General features: G+C 58.8%; 22 protein-coding genes and 1 pseudogene. 5 read left to right on the top strand and 18 right to left on the bottom strand.

Annotation, left to right across the window (positions count from 1 at the left end; genetic code table 11):
• Positions 1 to 3: 3 nt before the first annotated feature.
• From DN611_RS11715 to DN611_RS11725, 3 genes are all read right to left on the bottom strand, one after another.
• Positions 4 to 414, bottom strand: a complete 411-nt coding sequence (locus DN611_RS11715) for a peptide deformylase (protein ID WP_119311435.1) — start codon at positions 412 to 414, stop codon at positions 4 to 6.
• A complete protein-coding gene (locus DN611_RS11720; protein WP_036629443.1) occupies positions 411 to 983 on the bottom strand; it encodes an SGNH/GDSL hydrolase family protein in 573 nt (190 codons plus the stop codon). Before DN611_RS11720 ends, DN611_RS11715 begins: the two co-directional genes overlap by 4 nt.
• Before the next feature lie 205 nt (positions 984 to 1,188).
• Positions 1,189 to 1,596, bottom strand: a complete 408-nt coding sequence (locus DN611_RS11725; protein ID WP_249390790.1) for an SGNH/GDSL hydrolase family protein — start codon at positions 1,594 to 1,596, stop codon at positions 1,189 to 1,191.
• 258 nt (positions 1,597 to 1,854) lie between these two features.
• Between DN611_RS11725 and DN611_RS11730 the strand changes: the two genes are divergently transcribed.
• On the top strand, positions 1,855 to 2,064 hold the full coding sequence (locus DN611_RS11730) for an ATP-binding protein (protein WP_025543941.1): 210 nt from the start codon (positions 1,855 to 1,857) through the stop codon (positions 2,062 to 2,064).
• Positions 2,061 to 2,636, top strand: coding sequence for a 4Fe-4S binding protein (locus DN611_RS11735; RefSeq protein ID WP_119311436.1), 576 nt, complete (start codon positions 2,061 to 2,063; stop codon positions 2,634 to 2,636). The genes DN611_RS11730 and DN611_RS11735 overlap by 4 nt, the downstream gene beginning before the upstream one ends.
• A gap of 19 nt (positions 2,637 to 2,655) precedes the next feature.
• Here the strand turns inward: DN611_RS11735 and DN611_RS11740 are convergent, their stop codons facing one another.
• Entirely contained in the window at positions 2,656 to 3,312 is a 657-nt protein-coding gene (locus DN611_RS11740) for a Crp/Fnr family transcriptional regulator (protein WP_021747648.1), read from the bottom strand.
• 160 nt (positions 3,313 to 3,472) lie between these two features.
• Here DN611_RS11740 and trxA point away from each other — a divergent pair, with 160 nt between their 5' ends.
• Positions 3,473 to 3,796 (top strand): thioredoxin, encoded by a 324-nt coding sequence (gene trxA, locus DN611_RS11745; protein ID WP_025543938.1) that lies wholly within the window; start codon positions 3,473 to 3,475, stop codon positions 3,794 to 3,796.
• A gap of 13 nt (positions 3,797 to 3,809) precedes the next feature.
• Positions 3,810 to 4,739, top strand: coding sequence for a thioredoxin-disulfide reductase (gene trxB / locus DN611_RS11750; RefSeq protein WP_021747650.1), 930 nt, complete (start codon positions 3,810 to 3,812; stop codon positions 4,737 to 4,739).
• 237 nt (positions 4,740 to 4,976) lie between these two features.
• Here the strand turns inward: trxB and DN611_RS11755 are convergent, their stop codons facing one another.
• Both DN611_RS11755 and DN611_RS17025 read right to left on the bottom strand, forming a co-directional pair.
• A complete protein-coding gene (locus DN611_RS11755; protein WP_119311437.1) occupies positions 4,977 to 6,974 on the bottom strand; it encodes a thioredoxin domain-containing protein in 1,998 nt (665 codons plus the stop codon).
• A 782-nt stretch (positions 6,975 to 7,756) separates the two neighbouring features.
• Complete coding sequence (locus DN611_RS17025) at positions 7,757 to 7,903, bottom strand: hypothetical protein (protein WP_021747654.1); 147 nt, start codon at positions 7,901 to 7,903, stop codon at positions 7,757 to 7,759.
• On the opposite strand from DN611_RS17025, the pseudogene DN611_RS17030 reads away from it, so the two are divergent.
• Positions 7,866 to 7,988, top strand: a pseudogene (locus DN611_RS17030) (DUF2200 family protein); the annotation flags it as partial. The gene DN611_RS17025 and the pseudogene DN611_RS17030 overlap by 38 nt on opposite strands.
• A 115-nt stretch (positions 7,989 to 8,103) precedes the next feature.
• Here DN611_RS17030 and DN611_RS11770 read toward each other — a convergent pair.
• The 12 genes from DN611_RS11770 to DN611_RS11825 form a co-directional block, all read right to left on the bottom strand.
• Positions 8,104 to 8,832: a DUF5714 domain-containing protein gene (locus tag DN611_RS11770; RefSeq protein WP_036629430.1), complete on the bottom strand. Its 729-nt coding sequence runs from the start codon at positions 8,830 to 8,832 to the stop codon at positions 8,104 to 8,106.
• Between the two features lie 253 nt (positions 8,833 to 9,085).
• Positions 9,086 to 9,964, bottom strand: coding sequence for a DUF4261 domain-containing protein (locus tag DN611_RS11775; RefSeq protein ID WP_119311438.1), 879 nt, complete (start codon positions 9,962 to 9,964; stop codon positions 9,086 to 9,088).
• 182 nt (positions 9,965 to 10,146) lie between these two features.
• Positions 10,147 to 11,022, bottom strand: coding sequence for a spondin (locus tag DN611_RS11780; protein WP_119311439.1), 876 nt, complete (start codon positions 11,020 to 11,022; stop codon positions 10,147 to 10,149).
• Between the two features lie 17 nt (positions 11,023 to 11,039).
• The gene (locus DN611_RS11785; protein ID WP_119311440.1) at positions 11,040 to 11,753 is read right to left on the bottom strand and encodes a hypothetical protein; all 714 of its coding nucleotides are present in this window, start codon (positions 11,751 to 11,753) and stop codon (positions 11,040 to 11,042) included.
• A gap of 11 nt (positions 11,754 to 11,764) precedes the next feature.
• Complete coding sequence (locus tag DN611_RS11790) at positions 11,765 to 12,544, bottom strand: hypothetical protein (protein WP_119311441.1); 780 nt, start codon at positions 12,542 to 12,544, stop codon at positions 11,765 to 11,767.
• Positions 12,545 to 12,572: 28 nt separating this feature from the next.
• Complete coding sequence (locus DN611_RS11795; protein ID WP_119311442.1) at positions 12,573 to 13,232, bottom strand: DUF3885 domain-containing protein; 660 nt, start codon at positions 13,230 to 13,232, stop codon at positions 12,573 to 12,575.
• Between the two features lie 12 nt (positions 13,233 to 13,244).
• Complete coding sequence (locus DN611_RS11800; protein ID WP_119311443.1) at positions 13,245 to 13,598, bottom strand: hypothetical protein; 354 nt, start codon at positions 13,596 to 13,598, stop codon at positions 13,245 to 13,247.
• A 51-nt stretch (positions 13,599 to 13,649) separates the two neighbouring features.
• Complete coding sequence (locus tag DN611_RS11805; RefSeq protein ID WP_021747663.1) at positions 13,650 to 14,009, bottom strand: hypothetical protein; 360 nt, start codon at positions 14,007 to 14,009, stop codon at positions 13,650 to 13,652.
• Positions 14,010 to 14,027: 18 nt separating this feature from the next.
• Positions 14,028 to 14,540 carry an SF0329 family protein gene (locus DN611_RS11810; RefSeq protein ID WP_036629432.1) on the bottom strand — a complete coding sequence of 171 codons (513 nt, stop codon included), beginning with the start codon at positions 14,538 to 14,540 and terminating at the stop codon, positions 14,028 to 14,030.
• Between the two features lie 66 nt (positions 14,541 to 14,606).
• Positions 14,607 to 14,957 (bottom strand): hypothetical protein, encoded by a 351-nt coding sequence (locus tag DN611_RS11815; RefSeq protein WP_036629434.1) that lies wholly within the window; start codon positions 14,955 to 14,957, stop codon positions 14,607 to 14,609.
• Positions 14,958 to 15,030: 73 nt separating this feature from the next.
• A complete protein-coding gene (locus tag DN611_RS11820) occupies positions 15,031 to 15,780 on the bottom strand; it encodes an SMI1/KNR4 family protein (protein ID WP_021747666.1) in 750 nt (249 codons plus the stop codon).
• Positions 15,781 to 15,817: 37 nt separating this feature from the next.
• On the bottom strand, positions 15,818 to 22,027 hold the full coding sequence (locus tag DN611_RS11825; protein ID WP_119311444.1) for an immunity protein Imm33 domain-containing protein: 6,210 nt from the start codon (positions 22,025 to 22,027) through the stop codon (positions 15,818 to 15,820).
• Positions 22,028 to 22,038: the final 11 nt, after the last annotated feature.

The following is a 22,038-nucleotide window of genomic DNA, read 5'->3' on the forward strand; positions in this document are numbered from 1 at the left end:
CCCTCAGATGATAATGCCCTCGCAGTGGTCGATCTCGTGCTGGATAATCTGGGCCGTCCAGCCGGTGAAGGTCTTGATCCGCTCCTGGAATTTTTCGTTCTGCCAGCGGACCTTGATGGACTCCCACCGCCGGGCTCTGCGGGTGCCGGAGAGGGACAGGCACCCCTCCTCCGCCTCATAGGGGCCGGCCCTTTTCACGATCTCCGGATTGAACATGACCATATAGCCGCCCTGGTTGTCGAAGGCGATGATGCGCTTGTTCACGCCGATCATGTTGGCCGCCATACCTACGCAGCCGTCCCTGTGGACTTCCAGTGTCTCCAGCAGATCCGCCGCCACCGGCAGGTCCTCCGGAGAGGCGGGCTCGGCCTTTTGGGCCAGAAATGCCTGGTCTTTGCAGATGTCCCGAATCATGATGGGTCCTCCTTGTGTCGTTGAATCGCCGCCGCTATGGTCTCCGCCGCAATGCGGGCCCCCTGCCCGCTGGGGTGGACGCCATCGGCGGCGTAGAGGTCCTGCGTGCCGGGCAGCTGGTAAAACCGCCGCCCCACGTCGGCAAGCAGGGCGCGGTTTTCCTCCGCCGCCCTGCGGTACGCCGCGGACAGGTTCCGGGCCATCCCACCATAGTCCCATCCCTTGGCCGACAGCCGGGCCCCACCCTTCTGATAGGCCCAGGTGGCATAGAGCACCGGGATGGCCCCGTTCTCCCGGATCTGCCGGCAGAGCCGCTCCACGCTGGCGAAAAAGCTCCCGGGAGCGGTGATGGGGCCGTGGCTCATTTCCTGCAGCACCACATAGTCCCACTGCTCCTTTGCAAGCGCCGCCTGCGTTCGGGCGCCCAGCCGGGTGTTCGGGTTCAGATGCTCGGACAGCCGGGCCCCGCCCCGGGTATGGCAGACCACTTCCGCCCCGGTCAGTTCCGCCAGAATGTCCGGCATATCTTGGGCAGAGGTGAGGCTGTTGCCCAGCATCAGAATCCGCATGGTGCTCCTCCTTGTCTCGTTTCCGTGCGCGTCTGCGCGAAAGGCTCCCGCCGTCAATGCTCGGGGCAGCGCTCCATAAGCCCCCTGCCGGATTTGCTGATATCCCCATATCCCGCCGGAGCCGCAGCGGCCCGCTCTGGGCGGCACCGGTTCTCCCATTGATGGTTCCCTCCAGCAGGCGCACGGTGCCGGGGAACGATGCGTTTCATGGGGCGAAATCCCGGCGGCAAGGGCCCTGTGCCCCTGCTCCGCGAAGTGGCACACCGTCATAGGCCGGGGAGACGTTCCACCGCCCGGCAAGGGTCCGGCAGCACCCGGCGAAGGTCCGGGAAGCGGCAATGAGCATTTGGCCCGGCACCCATTCCCCCGGGGACCGGGACGGCAACGCGAACAGAGGGATCTTCCCCCGTGCCAGCTCCAGGCCGGTCAGGAATCGCTCCATCCGCTCCGCCGTGGCCTTGGGCCTGCGGCCCTGCAAAAGGTCATTGGTGCCCAGCATCACGATCAGCAGGTCGGTGTCCGCCGGAATGTCAGGTGCCGCGTCGGGGAGCTCCCGGCCGTTGGCGCCCCAGTTGCCCAACACCCATCCGGTTTCGGCCGCCAGGATGTCCACCCATCAGCTGCCCGGGGCACAGCGCCCGCCCAGCCGGGACCGGGGATCGTAGCCCCAGGTGCTGGAATCGGCGAAACAGATGACCTTCCTCACAGCTGTCCCTCCAAGGCACAAGCCCCGGACGTGCCCTCACCTTCCCCGCATCCCGTTTAGGCCGGTGCGTGCGGTGCTATTCTGCCTGCGGCATTTGTGATTTCATCACGGTGCAATTCATAGATATGCGGTATGATGAACCCACTCAATTTAGGGAGGCATGCTATGAATTCCGTGAAAAAGCGGCGCAGAGCCGTGGTGGACCCGTCAGCCTGTGTGGCCTGCGGCTGCTGTGTGAAGGTCTGTCCCCTGCAGGCCATTGAGATCGTGCGGGGCGTTATGGCCCAGGTCCGGCAGGACAAATGCGTGGGCTGCGGCAAGTGCGCCAGGGAGTGTCCGGCCAGCGTCATCAAAATCCGGGAGGTAGAGGCATGAAGAAGCACTGGTACGACTATCTGTGGATCGCTTCGCTCCTGTACCTCCTGCTGGGATTTTTCAACATTCTGTTTGCCTGGCTGGGCCTGCTGTGCTTCTTCATCCCCCTCATCATCTCCGTGGTCAGCGGGACCAAGAGCTACTGCAACCGCTACTGCGGCCGGGGCCAGCTGTTTGGGCTGCTGGGCGGGCGCTTCGGGCTGTCCCGCAGGAAAGACATCCCCAAATGGATGAAAAGCAAGGCGTTCCGATACGGATTTCTCGCCTTTTTCTTCGCCATGTTCTTTCTGATGCTGTGGAACACCTATTTGGTGTTCGCCGGTGTGCGGGATCTGGGGCAGGCGGTCACCCTGCTGTGGACCTTCAAGCTGCCCTGGAACTGGGCCTACCACGGCACCCTTTTCCATCCCGGCGTGGCGCAGTTCGCCTTCGGCTTCTACGGCGTCATGCTCACATCCACAGTCTTGGGGCTAATCACCATGGTGCTGTTCAAGCCCCGCAGCTGGTGTGTCTACTGCCCCATGGGCACCATGACACAGCTGATCTGCAAAGCAAGGAACAGCCGCACATGACCGTGCCGTATCACGCGGCTCAATCCTGCAACTGCCGCAGCCTGTCCTCATCAAGGAGCCGGACCATGCCCCGGGAGAGCCGCACCATGCCCTCGCTCTGAAAATAGCGCAGCATCCTGGTAATCACCTCCCGGTGGGTGCCCAGGTGATTGGCAATGGCCTCATGGGTGATCTTCAGCACGCTGCTCCCCTCGATGGAAGCCTCCTCCAGCAGAAAGGCCGCCACCCGCTTGTCCAGGCTCTTCCACATGACCTGCTCCATCAGCCACATGACCTCGGAGAACCGGCTGGCCATCAGCTCGTTGGTGTAGTTGGCCACAGGCGCCGACGTCTCCATGATGTCCTGGTAGACCTCCGCGGGAATGACCCAGAGGTCCGTGTCCTTCTCCGCCTGGATGGTGACCTCAAACTGGATGGAGCGCATGATGCAGGACGCAGAGAACAGGCACAGATCCCGGTCGAACAGGCGGTAAATGGTGATCTCCCGCCCCTCATCAGAGAGGATATAGGCCCGGAGCTGCCCCGCCTTCACCAGGAGGAGTCCGGTGCAGTCCATGTCCCCGTTGTGCAGGATCGTCCCCTTCTTCACGGTTCGGAAATTCAGATTGCTGCGGATCCGGTCCTGCTGGTCTGTTTGGAGCTTGTTCCAGATGGGAAAATAGTCCTGAAAGGTCATTCCGTGTCCCTCCTCATCGTGTTCTCAGTATAGTTGACAGGAGCTTTGCTGTCAACCGGCCCGCTTTTCGGAAAATCCCGTGTTTTGGGTGATGTCGTCACAGAAAAATCGCGGACTTTCGGTTATACTAGGACCAAACCAAGGAAAGGAGCTGACCAGCATGGCGGCTATCAATCTAAACAAGGAACAATTCCAGCAGATGGCAGAGGGCGGCAAGCCCATCCTGGTGGATTTCTGGGCTCCCTGGTGCGGCTACTGCCGCCGGATCGGGCCCGCGTATGAGAAGATCGCGGACGAATACGGCGACCGTCTCACCGTGGCGAAGGTAAACATCGACGAGGAGGCCGCGCTGGCCGAGGCGGCGCAGATCGAGGTCATTCCTACGCTGGTCCTGTATCGGGACGGGAAAGCCGTGGATTCTATCGTCAACCCCGGGTCCAAAGCGGCCATCGACCAGTTCATCCAGGAGGCTATGGCGAAGTAAGGAGGCGGAATCCATGGGCGAAACTCGTGTCTACGACATGATCGTGGTGGGCGGCGGGCCGGGCGGCTATACGGCGGCGCTCTATGCAGCCAGGGCCGGGCTGGATACACTGGTGCTGGAGAAACTCTCGGCAGGCGGGCAGATGGCCCTGACGGAGGAGATCGACAACTATCCCGGCTATGAGGACGGGATCGACGGCTTCACCCTGGCGGAGAAGATGCAGCGGCAGGCAGAGCGGTTCGGTGCGCAGACAGCGTACGCACAGGTGGAGCGCATGGAACTGACCGCTGCCCCCAAGGCGCTGAAGACCAGCGAGGGGACCTTTTATGCCAGGACGGTAATCCTTGCCACCGGAGCCAATCCCAGGGAGCTGGGCCTTGCAGGCGAGGAGGCCCTGGTGGGCCGGGGTGTGGCCTACTGTGCCGCCTGCGACGGGATGCGCTACAAGGGCAAAACGGTCGCCGTGGTGGGCGGCGGGAATTCCGCCGCCGGCGACGCCCTGCTTTTGAGCCGTATCGCCGAAAGGGTGGTCCTGGTGCACCGCAGGGACCAGCTGCGGGCCACGAAGATCTACCACGAGCCACTGATACAGGCAGAGAACGTGGAATTCCGCTGGAACAGCACTGTTACGGAGCTGCTGCACGAAGAGAAGCTGACCGGCATCCGGCTGCGGGATGTGCAGACCGGGGCGGAATCCGTCCTTCCCTGCGACGGGCTCTTCATCAGCGTCGGCAGAAAGCCGGCCACGGAGCTGGTGAAAGGCCAGCTGGAGCTGGATGCCGGCGGCTATGTGACGGCGGACGAAACCACAAGGACCAATCTCCCCGGCGTCTATGCCGTGGGCGATGTACGGACGAAGCCGCTGCGCCAGGTAGTGACGGCCGTGGCCGATGGGGCCATGGCGGTCCACATGGCGGAAGAATATCTGGCAGGCGGCGCCTGATCGAAGAAATGCGGCAGAGAACGGCTGAAGTCCTCCCGCATATATGCCCATCCCGTTCAAAATGCAGGCATCCGGGATGCAGGCGGCCTGAAAAGAACACAGCTGCCCGGAGTATCTGATGGAACAGATTCCTCCGGGCAGTTTTTGTATCCTTGTTTTGCAGAGCGGCAGGCCACGGAAAAGGAACCTGTCATGCGGCAAACCGCGCGGTCCGGCGGAGCCCTTTGGGCAGGATCCTCAGTTCTGTTCCAGCAGCCGTCTGACTTCTGAAATACTGTCCACCGGCCGGGCACAGGCGCCGTTCCGGCATAGATAGTACCGGACGCCTGTCTCCGGAATCGGATAGGCCTCCGTGAAGGGGGCAAGCTCCTCCAGCGGCTTTGCCGTCTCCGGCGTTTTCACCAGCACCGTCAGTTCGGGCCTGGAGGCCTCCCGCAGAAAAGCCGCCAACTCCTCCGGCATGGTCCGGGCCGCGCAGACCAGCTCCGCCGAGGGCCACAGCTCCTCCAGAAACACCAGCATGGCAAAACCGTGTCCGGCGGGATAGGTCCGGGTGGCCCCAGCCAGATAGCCCAGCTGCAGATCGGCGGCGGTCCGCCAGCGGGCCTCCCCGGTGAGGCGGGCCAGGCGGGAGAGAACCAGCGCCGCTGCCGCATTGCCCGACGGCATGGCCCCGTCATAGGTCTCCTTTGTCCGGGTGATGAGCTGTTCCCCATCCGCCGCGTAGGGGTAAAACCCGCCGTTTTTCCCGTCAAAAAACTGCTCCAGCAGCCGTGCCGTCAGGTCCCCGGCCTCCGCCAGATAGGCGGTCCGGAAGGTCACGCCGTAGAGTTCCAGCAAGCCCCAGGCGCAGAAGGCGTAATCATCCAGCTTTCCGGGGTGGGCCGCCTGCCCCGCCCGCCATCTGGCCAGCAGACGACCGTTTTCCTCTGTGAGGCTCCGCTTCAAAAATGCCGCGGCTCCCACGGCGGCGTCCCGATAGCGGGGCTCATCCAGGGCCAGTCCCGCCCGGGCCAGGGCCGCAATCATCAGTCCATTCCATGCGGCAAGCACCTTGTCGTCCCTGTGGAGGCAGGTCCGTTCCAAGCGGTAGGCATACACCCTCTCCCGCAGGGGCCTGATGCGCACCGGCTCCCGCTGGACCTGTTCCCGGCCGATTAGGTTGAGGATATTTTTCCCCGCAAAGTTCCCCGTCTCGGTGACGCCGTACCAGCCGCAGAACGCCTCTGCGTCCTCCGGTCCCAGCAGGTCTCTCAGCTCGCCTTCGGTGAATACATAGTATTTCCCCTCCTCGCCCTCGCTGTCCGCGTCCTGTCCGCAGTAGAATCCGCCCTGAAAATCACGCAGCTCCCGCAGGACGTAATCCAGCGTGCGGCGGACGATCTCCCCATAGAGCGGGCGCCGGGTCTGCTGATAGGCCTCCGTATAGGCCAGTGCCAGCAGGGCGTTGTCATAGAGCATCTTTTCAAAGTGGGGCACCAGCCACATTTCATCGGTAGAGTACCGGGCAAAGCCGCCGCCCACATGGTCGAACAGGCCGCCTCGGTACATGCTCTCCAGCGTCTGCTCCGCCATGGCCCCGGCCTGGGACTCCCCTGTGCGCCGGGCGTACCGGAGCAGGAAGATCAGATTATGAGGCGTGGGGAATTTTGGCGCGTGCCCGAAGCCGCCCCAGCGGGTGTCAAAACTCCGGGCGTAAAGGCCCGCCGCCATGCCTGCCAGTGCCCGGTCTGGAAAGCCGGTGCCTGCGCCCTCCGCTTCCCTGAGCCGGTCGGTCAGCGCCTCTCCGGCGGTCAGCAGACTGCCCCTATCTTCCCGCCACAGGCGCGCCGCCTGCTGCAGCAGGGACAGCAGCGCCTGTCTGGGGAGGTACGTCCCCGCCCAGAAGGGCTCCTGCTCCGGCGTGAGCAGCACCGTCAGCGGCCATCCGCCGGAGCCTGTCATAGCCACGCAGGCGGCCATATAGACCGCGTCCACATCCGGGCGCTCCTCCCGGTCGACTTTGATCGGGATAAAATCCCGGTTGATCGCCTCCGCCACCGTCTCGTCCTCAAAGGACTCATGGGCCATGACGTGGCACCAGTGGCAGGTGGAGTAGCCGATGCTGAGGAACACCGGCTTGTCCTCCTCCCGTGCGGTCTGGAATGCCTCGCTCCCCCAGGGCCGCCAGTCCACGGGATTTTCCCGGTGCTGGAGCAGATACGGGGATTGTTCAAATTGCAGCCGGTTGGGCATGGGTCGTCCTCCTTTGACCGGGCGGCGCACTGCCGCCCGCATGGTTCCGCAGGTTTTCCGTCCAGTGCCGCGCTTGCCCCCTGCTTATACAAGGCGTTTTCCCCATCCGGCACGGGCCGGGGGCCGCAGTTTGTTCCGCGGACTTCCGCCTCAGCGGGCCAGATCCGGCGGGAGCGGCCGGGCAAAGCGCGCCCCTGGTGTCGGACCGGGCAGGTAGATTCCGGCAAGTAGCGCCCTGGCCCGCCAAGGTATCCAGGTCGTCATGCCTTCCCCCGCCAAAAAGTCTTGCAGTGGGCCTTTTCGGTGCGGTTGAAGGCGATCATCCGGCGCAGCAGCGTGTAATCCACGTCCCTCTCCCACGGGATGCGGAACAGCATTTTGCCCCGGCATAGCCGCCCCGGGCGATTTCCCGGAAAAAGCCCTCCAAGCCCGCCCCGGAGAAACGGCCAGATGCCCGGCGGAGACGCTGATCCCGACGATGAACGTCCCATGATCTGTGAACACAGGCTGGTTCCATGCAACCCTGAGCTCCAGGCCGGAAAACGTCCGTTCCGCCCACTCCAGCACCTCCGCCATACGGACGCGGCGCTGCGGCGCTTTCGCCTGCGCCAGATAATCTGCTAAGGTCTCCAATCCACCCGCCCCTTCACATCCAAAGAGCAGAAATAGTCTGTGCATTTCAGGAGGGATTATCACCCCTCGCCTCAAGCAGCGGCGCCCCGGGCGGCCGCTCTTCCGTCAGGACCTGCAGCCTGTTCCGGAAACGAGGGCCTCCTTCAGGTTCATTTCCTGCCCTCCTTGCCCAGGCTGATCTTGTATCCATCATAAGTGAAAAAGGGCCGCACCCGGGCGGAGGTGGACCAGGTAACTGCCTGTCTCACCGGGTACACGCTGGCGGACCTCGCCCGGCTGGAGCGGTCCAGCGTCACCTGCGCTCACTTTTTTCAACGTGCCCCCGCCATGAATCCTGACCGTGCCCTCATCACCGACAAGGTCTGCGGTGTCCGGGTATGGGACCTGCTGATACGGGATATCCGGTATCTGGGCAAGCTGGTGGACGAGCTGCCCAAGGGACCCCTATGGAGCAGATTCTCCGGAAAAACAAGTATGTCCCGGAGCTTCTGGCCTTTCAGAAACTCGGGGCTGTTTTCGCCTCGAGAGCCCTTTGCTTTGCCGCCGAGAAGGGGCAGCGTTTTCCGATGCACTGGCTGTTTCGGGCACTGTAAGAGCAGACGGGCACGCTGTGCTGCATCTCCACCCCCAGGTGCTCCCGGACAAAGTCCACGGCAGCCTGGACGGCCAGCCAGGAATCCCGTTTGCAGCACCGGGGGCCACCCACCTTGCCGATGCTGTCCAGGGCCCGGGCGGTCATCTGATTGCTCAATCCCCAGGGCTCCCGGGCCAGGGGCGTGGATGCCGTGGCGATGGCCAGGAACTGCCCCGCGCTGATCCCCGCCCCGCAGGCGCCCCAGAAGCCGCAGGCCCCGCCGGGGACAGCTTTGCCCCGGCTGTACATCTCCCGGAGAGCGCTCTCCAGGTCCAACTTGCCCCCGGCATTTTTATAGGCGGTGAGCAGCGCCGCTCCCACCATCACATGGTGCTCTGGCCCGTGCATATGGCAGAAGGACAGGTCCATCATCCGGCGGAGGATAGCGGCGGGGTCGGCGGAAGTCTCCGCCAAGCACAGGCCGAAGATGGTGTCCATGCCCTGGGTATGGCAGTCATTGCAAACATAATGGCCGTTGACGCACCGGGTCTTGCTGGATTCCTTTTTATGGCAGATGGCGCACTCCATGTCCTCGTCCCGGACCAGATATTCCAGCGGTGCCTTGCAGATCAGGCATTCTTCTGGATGCAAATCGATCACTCCTCCCTTATCCGCAGCGCAGGAAGTCACGCGGCTGCGCAGTCCCGACGCCCCCCACAATATGCTGTGGGGAAATGTTCTTTCTCATAAATCGGCTCCCCCCGATGCGTTCATCCACACATCAGCTGTGTACTCTCTCCTGTTATTTTCTATCATACAATAGCCAAGATAACCCGCTGAATGTAAAATCCGCTTAAGGGGAGCAAACATTTTCTCCGGCTGTACATGCAGTCATTCTATCCGTTCAGCGTTTTCCGGAAGCATAGTCGCCCATATGGATGTCCACCACTCCCCTGGGCGGCTGGATCAGGGCATCCTCGTACTGGCACTTCCACTGAATCTCCCGGCTCATCCGGCCATTCTCTATGCCGTCAATCGTTTCCCCATCCCCAATGGGGTTATCATGCTCCAGTATGTACGACGCCGCATTATAGGCGTGGTTCACTACCCAGTTGGGATCCATGCTATGGAAGTGGTACTGGAGGTCCGGCAGGAACAGGGTGTTCATGCCCACTGTGTCGATGAGCATATCCTCGGTGCCCTCAATGTTGAAGAAGCGGACATTGACACCAAATCGGATGAAGCGGTCCGAGCCCTCGATCTGGTGGGAACGCACATATTCCGCCAGCAAGAGCTTGCCGCAGTTCTGGAAATAGAACGCCTCACAGGTGGGGTACAGCTCTGCCAGGGCCTCCACGAAGTCGGCGTCCAGGTTGGCCCTCTCCAGGGCCGGAAGCGCCGCCGCCAGCATATCAGTGGCCACGACCTGATACCGGCACTCCCGAAAGATTCGCTCTCGGTCCTCCCGGCAGTCCCACATCTGGCTCATAAGGAACGCATCGAAGCCCTTGCCCTTGAATTTGTCACATCCCATCACCATCAGCTGCACCGGGCATTTGCCGTCCTGAAATTCCGCGATATGATCCAGGGCAGCAAAGCCTGCCATCTTTTTATCACGGCAGAAACACTCTACCGCGCCGATGTGCTTTTTCATCACAGCGGTCATCTCATCCTTGTCCGGCATGTCTACCGGCTCTTTGAACAGCATTTGAATGAGATAGGGGCCGCCGGGCTGGGGCCCTTTTTTGTCATCCAGGTTTTGCCGGAACACTTGATTACTCATTTTTGTCCTCCTTATAGCAGCAGACCATGTAACAACGGGCGATCGCTACTTTGTATGCGGGGTTACTCCAAAAATCAAAAAAAGAGCCACACTAAATAGAACCAATCCGATGAAGTTGCGCTCTATCAGCAGTTTTATGGCCAAGAGAAGCAGCAGACCACAAACCAGAATAATAATACCATTCATTTCTTTTTATCCATTTTGTCAGGGAACAGCTTGAACCGAAACGCCAGTTCCTGATTAACGATTTCCTTGGGCAGCTTTCGGGGATTGGCGATTAGATACCAAGCCCGATAAGTCCGCTTTTCCATGTCCTGCTCCTGAAGGTAGATCTGATAGCCCGCTTCGTCCTCCTCCGTCCAAGTGTCATACTGCTTCTTGGCCTGGACATGGTTTCCCACGACCACGTCCAATTCCTCCACGGAGCGGCTGGCGGCCCAAGCATGGTCCACATCGCCAGCATGGGAGAAATAGAAGATTTGCATCCCCATCCACCGGCGCACCTTGCTTTCCGGCGTTCCACGCAATTCCGCCTGACGGCGGTACTCCGCCAGCTGCTCTGGTGTTCCGTATCTTTCCACCGCCTGCTCCTCCACATGAATACGCCAACTGTAATCCTCCGGCTGGGTAAAGGGGGCGCAGACCGGCTGTAACGCCTCTGCCGGGTCCTCCTCAAAGCGGTCGATAAAGTCAAGGTAGCGGGCTTTGATTAAGGGCAGAAAAGTGTCCAGCAACCCGGTATCCAACCGCAGGTCCTCTGTCAGCATCCGGAAGAACGAACCGCCTGTTATCGGTTCTATTTTGAAAGAGTAGAGAAAGTCATCCCCCTGCTTAATGATGCAGCTGAATCCCACCTCCACATTTCCATGGCCGATTTCGTAGTCTATGTAGTTGTAGCGGCTCCGCTCAAACCAGATCAGGTAGGTCAGGCCGTTTTTCGTTCTCTTTTTGAAGTTGCCCTTTTTCAGACGCTTCCAGCCCTTTTCCTCCAGCCCCAGCCCGTTCCACAGGTAGTCCAGAAGCTCCTGAAATATATCTGCCGGGCGTTTTTGTTCCATAAAATCCTCCCAACCGCTTATGCTTGTTCCTCACTTTTTCCAATCACATCCGCTAATTGAGTACTGACAGTATCTATGTAGAGATGCACCCCATCCCGATCACAGTGGTACAGGTTTGAGTAGCTTGTACTCTCATTAGGGCGGATAGGGTTAGGCTCCACCACCTCGGTAGCTTCCAGCAGACCGACACCCAGTTCCGCCGCGGCAGTGAGAGCCTTTTTCAGCACGGCAAGCTGTCCGTTACTCCAAAGTCCCTCCAAATCCTCCAGCACCTTTGGGTCCTGCTCCAGATCCCGGAGAAGCTGTGTAACCTGCTTTGGAGACAGGTACACGCCGGAACAGTAGTTTTCAATGATCTGATTTTCTGCCGGATTTGGAAAAGCTGTTGGTGTCACCTGTGCCCATGGGGTGAAATACCGGGCATATTCCGGCTTTTCTTCCACCAGGAAAGAAAAGGCACTGCCTCTGGTGTAATAGTAATCCCGGAAAAAGCCCTGGATCACCGCAATATAAAAGCCGTGGCTCTTATCAAACAATTCATCCGGCTCTGTCCCCGCACCGACCCGCAGAGTATCCAGATATTTTTCCGCATAGAAGTCCTCCATTCCGTGCTGTGCGGCAAGGGCCAGCACCTTTTCCTCCTGCCCCTGCTGTACCCAGGAAAGCGGGGTAAAATACCATTCCCGCATTTCTTCCGGCGAAATCGGGTGAAAACTGACATCGTATCCCATAAAGCTCCTCCTTAATAATCCAGTAAAATGGGCACCTGCTGTTCCTCGGCAAACCGCATGGCCCGCCAGAACATGGAGAAGGCGAACTTGGCAAGGGACTGGGTATCATACTGGGTATGCTCCGAGATGTCCGCCTTGCTGTACTGTCCATCCGGGCCTACGGTTCCGTCTGCCGGGTATCCCTCCGTGTCTGCCCAATCAAGGATGGTATCCTCATCGGCCTGCCACGCCAGCTGGTTCAGCTTCTCCAGCTCCTTCCGCAGTCCGCCCACCGTGCCGATGGCGGCGGTGTCGTCGGTAGGCAGAGGTGCTTGGAAGAAGAAGGCGTCCGGCAGAGGCAGCCACCAGGTAGCCCCACGGAACAGGGACCATACCCGCTCCTGGTCCGCCGCAAGGCGGGCGACCAGGGGATGCTCCCCGAAGTTCCAGTCCTTCTCCACAGTGGGAGGCACCGGTTCCTCGTATGTATGGCAGGCGGCCGCCAGCAGCATGGCGCCGAAGGCATCCCAATCCGGCTTGTCGGTGTAGTAGGGGCTCTCGTTATTCTCCGGCCAGGGAGCGTAGGGGGGCTGGCCCGGCTGAGAAATGGCGTTCAGAATCTGATCCCGCCAGTTCTCCACCGCCGCCTGGACCTCGGCCGGGGACAGTTCCTCCTCGTTGTCAGCGGGTTCCCCGTCCGGGGTGATGCGGTTGAAGGCGTATCCGTTTTCCTCCGCCCACTGCTGAACAACGGTTTTCCAGTTGTGAGAATAGTACCGGGTCAATGTTCCGGCGTAGATATCAAGTCCCATTATGATGCCTCCTTTTTTGTCTGTACGGTCATTCTTTTGCCGGAGCGAACAGTCGGTCAATCTTCTCCAGATTGTATTCCAAGATCCAGTCATTGAATTGATGATAGAGCGGCAGTAGCAGCTCCCGTGAGCCGCCCAGTATATCCAACCCACGGTCATCGTACAGATGGTAGAGGAATGGCCCCGGCCCGGTCAGATAGACGCTGGACACAAAGCCGTTCCAGCCGCCGATGTCCCCCAGAATGATCTCCTGGAGAAGCCGCTCCGGTTGAAAGCTGATTTTGCTGAGATCCCAGTAAAACTGTACTTGTGCATATGTATCCCCGTCCTCGTCCATCATGGTCGCTGTGACCTGCTCATGCGGGGCAGGAAGTGCGGCCCTCTGCTGGATGGCCGTCAGCAGGGACTCGACAGGTTTTTCTTCGGGATACCCGTCAATCCGCAGAATACCCGGCGGCGCTGGAAGGTTCCGGTAGATCATAATCGCCCGCTCCAGTGCGCCTTGAACATAGGCGGGGTTTGGAGTTAGTTTCTCGGTGTTCTCGTCCGAATAGGTGCATTCCAGATAGACTGGTTCATCTCCGCCGATTTCAAACCGGATGGCGACCGGGGCATGATGGAACAGCGGATGTTCCAGCCACGCCATACCAAGATTATGTAAGATGGTGTCAAAATCCTCCGCCAGCATTGCACACCTCCACTATTTCCACTCAAAGGGCTCCTTTAAGTGGCATTTCTCCATAATTTTCTTTTCCAAAGCTTCATAGGCATCCATATCCTCTGGCTGCGCTGGAATACCCTTTTCCCACCAATAACCGTTCCCATAGTAGAAAAACATGGCCCAGTAATAAGGCCGGTCATGGCTGAATATCGCCACTCCCACGGCATCGGCCACTGGCTCTGCCAGCGGTGCGCGTTCCACTGTCTGAGAGGCTTCCTCATAGGAGATCCCCACCAGCTCCACCAGCAGGTGCTTCACCAGTTCGCAGAAGCTATACTGGTTGAAGATGACCTGACCATTCTCATCTTTGAACACAAGTCCATCTCTCACCATAGTATTTCTCTCCGTTTCTTAACCTGCATCCTTGGCATGGGCATAGTCCCGTCAAGTCATCTCATACAGCAGGGCAGCGTCGCTCTGCACCAGCTCCAGATGGGAGCGCAGCGTTTCAAGTCCGCTTTGCACCGCCTCGGTGGGCAGCTCCCAGTCTGCGGCAATTTCGGCGGCCAGCTCCGGGAGGCTCTGCTCCCGCAGAGTTGCCAGCAGTTCAGACGCCAGCTCTCCCTCCAGCAGAGCGCAGTCCAGAGTGTTCTCCGTCTGGGGAGCGGGAAATCGGACATCCAGATCCAGCTCGCTCTCACACCAGTCCCAGATGGCCATGTAGACCGCGCCGGAGCAGTCACCGTTGGACAGCTCCTGCCGCTGACCGTCTTTGAGCAGATAAAAGGATGCGATCTGTGACATGGCAGTTCCTCCTGAATGTTATTCTTTCTCCATCAGCCCTTCAGCCTGCATCCGGATCACATAGAAAGCCCGTACCCAGTCCAGCTCCTGCTCCATGGATTCCTCCAAAGCCAGCAGGCGGCGCTTTCCCAGCCTGCGGTCCAGAAGGGCGAGGATGCGGACAAGGGGATTCTTGCTGACAAGGCTTTTCTCAATGCTCTGGTTGTCAAATTCATGAAATGCCTCATAGAAAAAACCGTTGTCAAAACAGCCATCGTTCAGTGTCCCTTCATGGGCCAGCCGAAAAGGGGCCGTTCGATCGTCCTGGCCGATGCCCTCCCGCCGCAGGGCCTGATATCTGTTCCAGTAGTTCTGTTCATAGGCATAGTAGTTACTTCGCAGCACCTCCACGCCGTCCAGTCGAATGGCTGCCCGGCCTGTTTGGTCATGGCTTTCCCAGTAGCTGGCGGCAAAATACTGGATGTGCCCACGGAGCGTCGGGCACAGGTAGTCATTCTCCAGCTTGTTTCGGATTCCGCTCCAAGTTGACACAGGTACCGCCTCCTTTCTGATGCCACTGCGGGTAAGGTGGATTCCCAATAAATTGAAATTTGAAAATTACATATAATCCTCGATATATGATCGTTCTATAAATTCTTTTACTGCAAATAGATCTGCAAACTCCTCATACTGGGGAAATCCGTCCGCATTATGTGCTGAGTAAGTTAAATGGAACAGATAGTAGATGTCTCTTCCTGTTCCGTTTCTGAGAACATATAACACATCATCATTGGATTCACACTTCGCAACCGCCAAGATTTTTTTGCCGTATAAGAAGTGGTCTTGTCCTATTTCTTTGTTTAGTTCTGCAACAAATGCCCCGTCCGCCTGTGCGAAGGGGATCATATACCAGTTAAAATCGTTACCATATTTATCATAGAGATCACGGAACATTTCTTCTAATGTCATTTTCATTCTTCCTTCGCTGATTTACAGTTCAGCCATCAACCGCCGCGCTATTTTCTTTTTATAGGCGATATTTTCATTGCTCATTGAGATACCTCGCCAATTTCTTCTCCAGCAGTTCTGTCATATCATTGCAGAGTCGCTTGACCTTGTCCTGCTCATGGGCGTAGTACCAGATGGTTTCCTCTCCGGGGCGGAGCAGGAGCTGGTCGCCATCCGCTTCTTTCCAGAACTCGCCCAGCACACAATACCGCTCTCCATGGATGGTTAGATCAAACATCCCGGAAAGTGAAAGGATCACGCCTGTGGATACCTGGATGCCAGCGGTCAGCAGGAAGAACTCTCGCACCTGGGCCGGGAGCGTGAAGTCCAGCACGCTTTCTTGACTTGCGATCTGCTCCTCCGTGGCGGCAGGCTGGATCTCGTCAGATGGCTCCAGCGCCTTTGCCAGCGCCTTGGAGAACTTGGGGTAACGGCAAAACAGCTCAGGATTGTTGGCCTTGAATTCCTTTTGCTTTTTCCGCTGTACTCGCTCCTGCTCCTTGCAGAAAGCGTCCAGCTCCGCCAGATACCGCTCCTGGTAGAGATTGCTGACCTCAAATGCTGTGCCGCTCTTTTCCAGAATGGCGATGGCTCCCTTTTGGCTGGTCAGCACCGGGACCCATCGGAAGTCATGCCGGCAAGGTTTCAGTTTCAAAAATTCGCCTCGGCTCAGCAGGTTTTCCAGCTCCGGCTCATGCTCGTCCCACCAGCTCCGCCAGCTTTCGGGAGTTTCCCGTCCCTCGGCCAGGTCCAGGAGTTTTATTGCCAATACTTCACTATTCATAGGTCAATTCTCCGTTTCAAAGGGTGCAGGAATCCCGTCAATCCCACCAGAAGTACCAGACAGTGGACTGCCGCAGGACATCCGCCAGATTGCCCACGGTGGGATCATCCTGCTCCTGATCCACGATGTCCGGGCAGAAGCCATATTGCTCCACAGCCAACTCCACAGCTCTTTCCTTGGGGACAGGAACCGGAAGTTCAAACTCCATCTCATCGTGGCTCATGGCGGCAGGGATGGCGCCGTACTGCTCAAACCAGTATTTTGCCACTGCCATCAGTTCCGGCGTGTTGGGGCACTCATTCCAGTTGCCGAAGGGCAGGTAGGCGAAGATCTCCCAGGGTTTTTTCACCGGGATCCTGGCCAAAACGAGGGGGTGGGTCATGTGGCTGTCCGAATCCCAGTAGCAGGAGAAACGGTCATTGTCATAGCCGCCAGCCATCTCGCCCAGAATCTCCTCCTCCCAGTCCATATCGTCATCTTCGGCCTCTGCTTTGCGCTGGCCGATCAGTTCCTCCAGAACCGCCTTGCTGTCCTTGATGGGGGCGGAGAGCATCTTCTTCCGGTACTCCGTTACCGCTTTGAGGTCAAATTCGTAGCAGTCCGCGTCATGCTCCGGGTCAGCGTTCATCACCAGACACTCCAGCAGTGTTTCGTCATCCGCCTTGATGAGCACCGGTACAAATCCCTCTTTGACACTTTCCCGTTTGGCATAGCTGTACGCCGACATGATGGGGTCATCATCTGCCATGGATGGGAAATAGGTGCACTCGCAGTCCAGATACTCCATCAAAGCATCCGCCACCTCGGAGGGCTCCAGCGTGTCTTCGTCAAAGTCCTGTCCCTGCCAGTTTTCAAAGCGTTCCCCGATCACCTTTGCCATAGCCTGATAATAATCCTCGTCAAAGGGAATGAACAGGTAGGCTTCGTCCCGGAACTCCTCGGAGTGATACCGCTCCGGGCCGAAGAAACGGAGTGCGTTATCGTCAACATCGGCAGGATAGTAGGGGCTGTCGCCCTCTCCGTAGTAATAGCCTGCAAAGGCACGGCCTTGCTGATTGAACAGCACAGAGAACAGACAGCCGTCCAGCTCATCCCGGATAAACTCCCGCAGATCCACACTGGCAGGATCAACTTTGACCTGTTTGGCCACTTCGCTGTATTCTTTTAAGAAGTCCTCGCCCATCAGGTCGTGTTCTATGCACCAGCGCAGGTAGATGGCCATGTGGTTATAGGCATTGATGGGGTCAATAGGCAGTTCCTTTTCCTCAATGCTCTCAAGGTGATAGGAAGCGTCATCCATCTCACCGTCAAAATCATCATTGGAAAGGGTGCCACGAGTGACAGCATCCTGACGGGTGGGATTTACGACAAAACTGATCCCCCTCATCCTGTTCAGCAGAGCGTCAGCGTCATGTTCCAGTTTATAGTCCAATTCATCCGCATAAAGAGGAATGACCTGATAGAAGTTGACCTCCTCGCCGCCCGGCAGAGTGCAGACCTCACTGCCGTCCTCCGTACCCTGGGGATCGATCAGGGTCGCAGTGCACAGTTTCGTGTTTTCCGCAAAGGGTTCCCGGTTCTCCACTGTATGACCATGACCCAACCAGCTGTCACAGTTGATGGGCAGACGGGCCAGGGACTTCAGCAGGCGGATGGGCCAGTACCACCGCTCATCTTTCATGGACTCCTGATCCAGCTTCCAATCCGCAGGCAGTGCAATGGCCAGCTCCGCCCGCTCCAGCTTGTATTCCGCCAGTTCCTCCGGCACATTCATCCGGTGGGCGCCCATGCCCATAGTGACCAGCGTGTAGTAGTCCCGCTCCCGGGAGGGCGGTACCACGCAGATGTCCACATGGATGTCCGGGGAGACCAGCTCATGGAACACATTCTCGAACGGGCCGAAATACTGCTGGATGTGCCCCTCGACGGCTTCCATCTCCTCCTCGGTGTAGACCTCCGGTTCACTGGATTTCTCGTCTTGAAAGCATTCCTCGTCCGGGCAGTCATCCCCGCCGCCATTCGGGTCTTCACCGCCTCCGTCCGGTCCATCCCCGCCGGATTCCCAGGAGATTTTCAGCGTCATCTGCTCCTCCGGCAGAGAGACACCGGGACTGCGGATGATGGCATGCTTATCGTCCGCAGAAAAGCCGATAGTCTCCCCATCCTTCAGCGTAACATCACACGCCAGCACATAGGAGGCAAGGCTTGCCAAAAAGTCCCGCAGCTTTTCCGGCTCGGCGTCAGCGTTCAGCACCTCCATCTCCTCCTTGCCGAACACATCCATGCCGTAGGTATAGCCGTTCAAGCCGCCCTCGCTCCGGTACAGGCCGAACCAGATCCAGTTGAAGATGGGCAGTTCGTCCTCTTTCATCATATCAGCAAAGCCCTCGTAGAAGCGGGGCTCAAACACCACGCCGCTGGTGTAGATACCGGTGGCGTATTGTTGGCGGCAGCAGGCAGCCGCCAGCTTGGCGAAGAGCTTGCCCTTCTCCAGAACCTTTTTCTCCTTGCCCAGCACCGCCACCATGATATGGGCGCGGTGCTCCCGTGCGACTTGGACGGCATCCTCCCACATGTAGTTGTTCTCTGCGTTTATTTCCGCTTCGCCGTCGGGGATGGGATAGGTCGCCAGACTGACAGCAGCGAGCATATCACCCACCTCGAACACCAGCGCATCGTCATCCTTCTCCTCACTGGCGTCGTACTCCTCCACAGAGATGTCCCATTTTTCCTTCATGTCCCGGATGAACTGGTCCTTGTCCCATTCTCCCTTGGACAGGAGAACAAAGCCGGTGAAGACGCCTGTGCGGTCGGTTTCCTCCCCGTCAGCATCATCCTCCTCGAAATCGCCCTCATTTTCATCCGGATCGTAGAGGGCTTCATGCTCCAGTCCACGTACAAATTCCTCAAAGCTGTCTGCCAGATGGGTGATCTTGTAGTCGTTTTCCTGATCCACATGGACTACCGCAGGCTCTCCCCGGGGGCCGCAAGCCCGGTAGTCCAGAAAGATCATATCATGTCCGGCGCTGGGACAGTCACAGATGGCCACGCCGATGGCAGGATACGCCCACTCGTCGATCATGAACTGGGTGCCCAGCTTTCCGCAGAGGGAGCAGCTTTTTTCCCGTCCGATGCCGAACATACCGGTGATGGCCACATGGTCCTCTGCCCAGCCGGTGGGCTCATCGCAGGGATAGCAGGTGTTCACCGGAATGCCGCCGTTGTGCTGCTTCATCAGCCAGATGTAGGAGGCGGGAAGTTTGTAGCCCAGTTCCTCCTCCACGCTGGCGATCAGCTCATCGGAAGGCGGATCACTGACGTACTCTTTCAGCGCATACATACTGTCGTCCCAGAAATTGGTGAGGTCGAAGCCCTCAAAGGGGGTATCACCCGGCACGAATTTGTCCTTCTTGTTCCGGCTGCTCCGGCGTTTCCGGATCTCCGCCTTGCACTCCCGGATCACCACCGGAGCGTCCTCGTCCTCCGGGTCCAGCTCCGCCCACCGCCGGGCATAGGGGATGGCCTCTTCCTCCTGACCGTGGAGATACTGATATCCGTAGGCCATCCGCATATTCCACTCCGCCTTGTCCCGGCCTTCCTCCCGGACGGACTCCAGCACCTCGATGGCTCGAAGCAGAGCCTTGTCCCCCTTGTAGTTGGGGGTTCCCTCATTGTGGTCGCCCAGAATTGCGTAGTTCTCCAGCGCCCGGGCCAGGGCGTAGGCGGTGCGGTAGTTCCGCCAGTCCTCCGGGATGGCATTCAATGCCTGAATACAGCGGGTGTACTCGTCCTCGTCGTTCCACTGCTGGAGCTGTGCAAAGAATGCCTCTGCATTCTGCGGGGTATAAGGGATATAGTCCATGCCCGTCGGCGTCTCGTCCAACTCGGCGGCCTGCGCCTCACCGTCCGGCTCCTCATCGGGCGGATTTTTCAGACTCACAGTGCCCGCTTCACGGCGGAAGGTATGGAAGCTGGCCCAGGGGATGTCGCTGTCCTTGAAGAATTCCTTTGCCATCTGGAGTGCCGCCCGGATATCCCAGGCGATGAAGTCCACATAGCCGCAGTAGAGTCCGGTGGCTCCGCCGGTGAGGGTGACCACCTCCGGGCCGTCCCCGGTGGTGAACACTTCTTCCAGTTTGTCCCGGAAGTCAAAAATCTTCTCCGTTCCTTCCTCCTCCCGCAGGGTATCCAGGGGATAGCAGAAGAAGCCCGCCGCTGCGCCGTCGGCATGGAGCTCGTCCATAAAGTCATTGTCGGCATTCAGATAGCCGTTGATGATCGGCACACAGTTGGTGGAGCCAGCCATCACATCCAGCCGCCAGTCGGCGTCCGGGTCCTTGTTGGGTTCCATTTTGTAGCCAAGGTAGCTCTCCAGATAGGCTTCCGGATCGGTGGAAAGTTCCAAGCCCCGCTCCTTCAACGCGTCAGGAAGCTGGGACATAAGAATGGACGGCTCTGCCTTGGGCTCCTCCAGTACATCGAAGCTGTCTATGTATCTCATGTGGGGGATCTCGCCCAGCACCTGGTCAGTGAGGGTGGTGAGCATCCACCAGACCCGGCCTTCCTCCTCCCGGAGCATGGGCAGCAGCTTTTCGCAGTAGGCGGAGATGGCGAAGCTGTTTTCGCCCTGTTCCTCCAGCCAGATCTGCACATCTTCCCCGGAGATATCCCAGCCGTCGTCGGTCCGCAGGCCGATGTTTTGGCTGGGCTGGCGGCCCACCAGGATGTTCCAGTGCTCCAGCACCTCCTTGGGGGCGTGCTTCCGGAAGTAGACCAGCTCAAACAGCTTGACCTCGTCGCCCTCCGGGGTGAGGATCAGCTCATGCTTTTCGCCATTGAAGCCCATCTCGAAGGAAATCTCGTCAAAGACCAGGTTCAAAGTATCTTCCATTTGGGCCACGATCTCCGCGCCGCGGGTGTGATCCTTGTCGTCGTCCATCATCTGGCGCAGCTGGGCTTCCATTTCGGCAAAGGTTTCCCACCAGTCCACTGTCCGCTCCCGGAAGCACTGTGAAAACTGAGGCAGAGAAATGCTCTTCTTGCACCAGTCGATCAGCTCTATGGTGTCCTCGTCACCAGGGCGGGCCTCCAATGCCTTTTCAAAGTATCGCAGAGCCCGGCCCTCCTGATCCAGATAAAAGTAAGAGTAACCCATGCGGAAGTTCCAGCAGTGGTCTCCCTCGAAGTATTCCCCATGGGGGCTCAAGAGAGCGATGGCCTTTTTGAGCAGCGCACGGTTGGAAGGTGCCCCCAGATTGTTGTAGGCCCGGGCCAGCTCGCTGTCCATCTCCGGGGTGCGCTCCTGGGCTGGAATGGTCTCCAGCGCGTCAATGATCTTCTGGTACTCGCTCTTTTCATTCCACTTCTGGCACTGCCTTAAAATGTCCATATCTGGGTCCTCCTCGTCCTCATCCGGTTTCCAGTCTTTGATCTGCTGGAACACGCCATTCTCATCCCGCTCAAAGGCGCAGGGGGCGGGCGTATGTAGCAGGGGAATAATGTCGGGATCGTCGTTGCAGATGGAGTTGAGGCCGTAGATCCCGGCGTTGTTGGGGTCGTCCATGTACTCGTCGCTCTCATCACCGGCGGTAAAGCGCCAGCCGCTGTCCCAGTCGCCGTCCGGCTCCTCCCGGTAGCAGTAGCCAACCTTGCAGCCCTCCACCGTAATGCGGCTCGTGGCGATGCAGCCATTGGCTTCCTCCCAGTCTGGGAGCAGATTCTGCATGTCCTCTGCCTTTACATAGTAGTCCCGGTTGCGACCGGCGGCCTCATACAGCTCCTTCCGCAGCGCCTCTATATCCCGAGCCATCTCCCGGATCTCCTCGTCATCCATCATTTCGTGGAGATCATAGGACAGAGGATTTTGGGCAAAATCCGCCAGGGCCTTGTTCATGGCGTCATGCTCCTCTGACGTGGCGGTGATGCGGATACGGCGGTGGGCGGTGTTATACTCGTCCAGGTCGTGGAGGTCCACGCCGCCGCTGACGCTGCACTCCAGCAGGATGGCGGCCAGATCGGTGACCACATCCATGGCGAAGTGGAAGTCCATCTCCACGCCATTGGAGTGGGTGAATTCCAGATACCCCACAGTCTGGCGGAAGTTCCAGTTCTGCTTGTCCAGCCCAATCTTGGTGAAGATCTCGCTGAGGGGGATTTCCGCTTTCTTCTGGTCTTCTAAAAAGGCCACAAGGTTCAGGCTGTCATCAGAACCTCCGATAAAGTTGCCCCAGTATTTTTTGATATACATTCGTCACGCCT

The sequence above is a fragment of the Oscillibacter sp. PEA192 genome (assembly GCF_003574015.1).
GTDB lineage: Bacteria > Bacillota > Clostridia > Oscillospirales > Oscillospiraceae > Oscillibacter > Oscillibacter welbionis.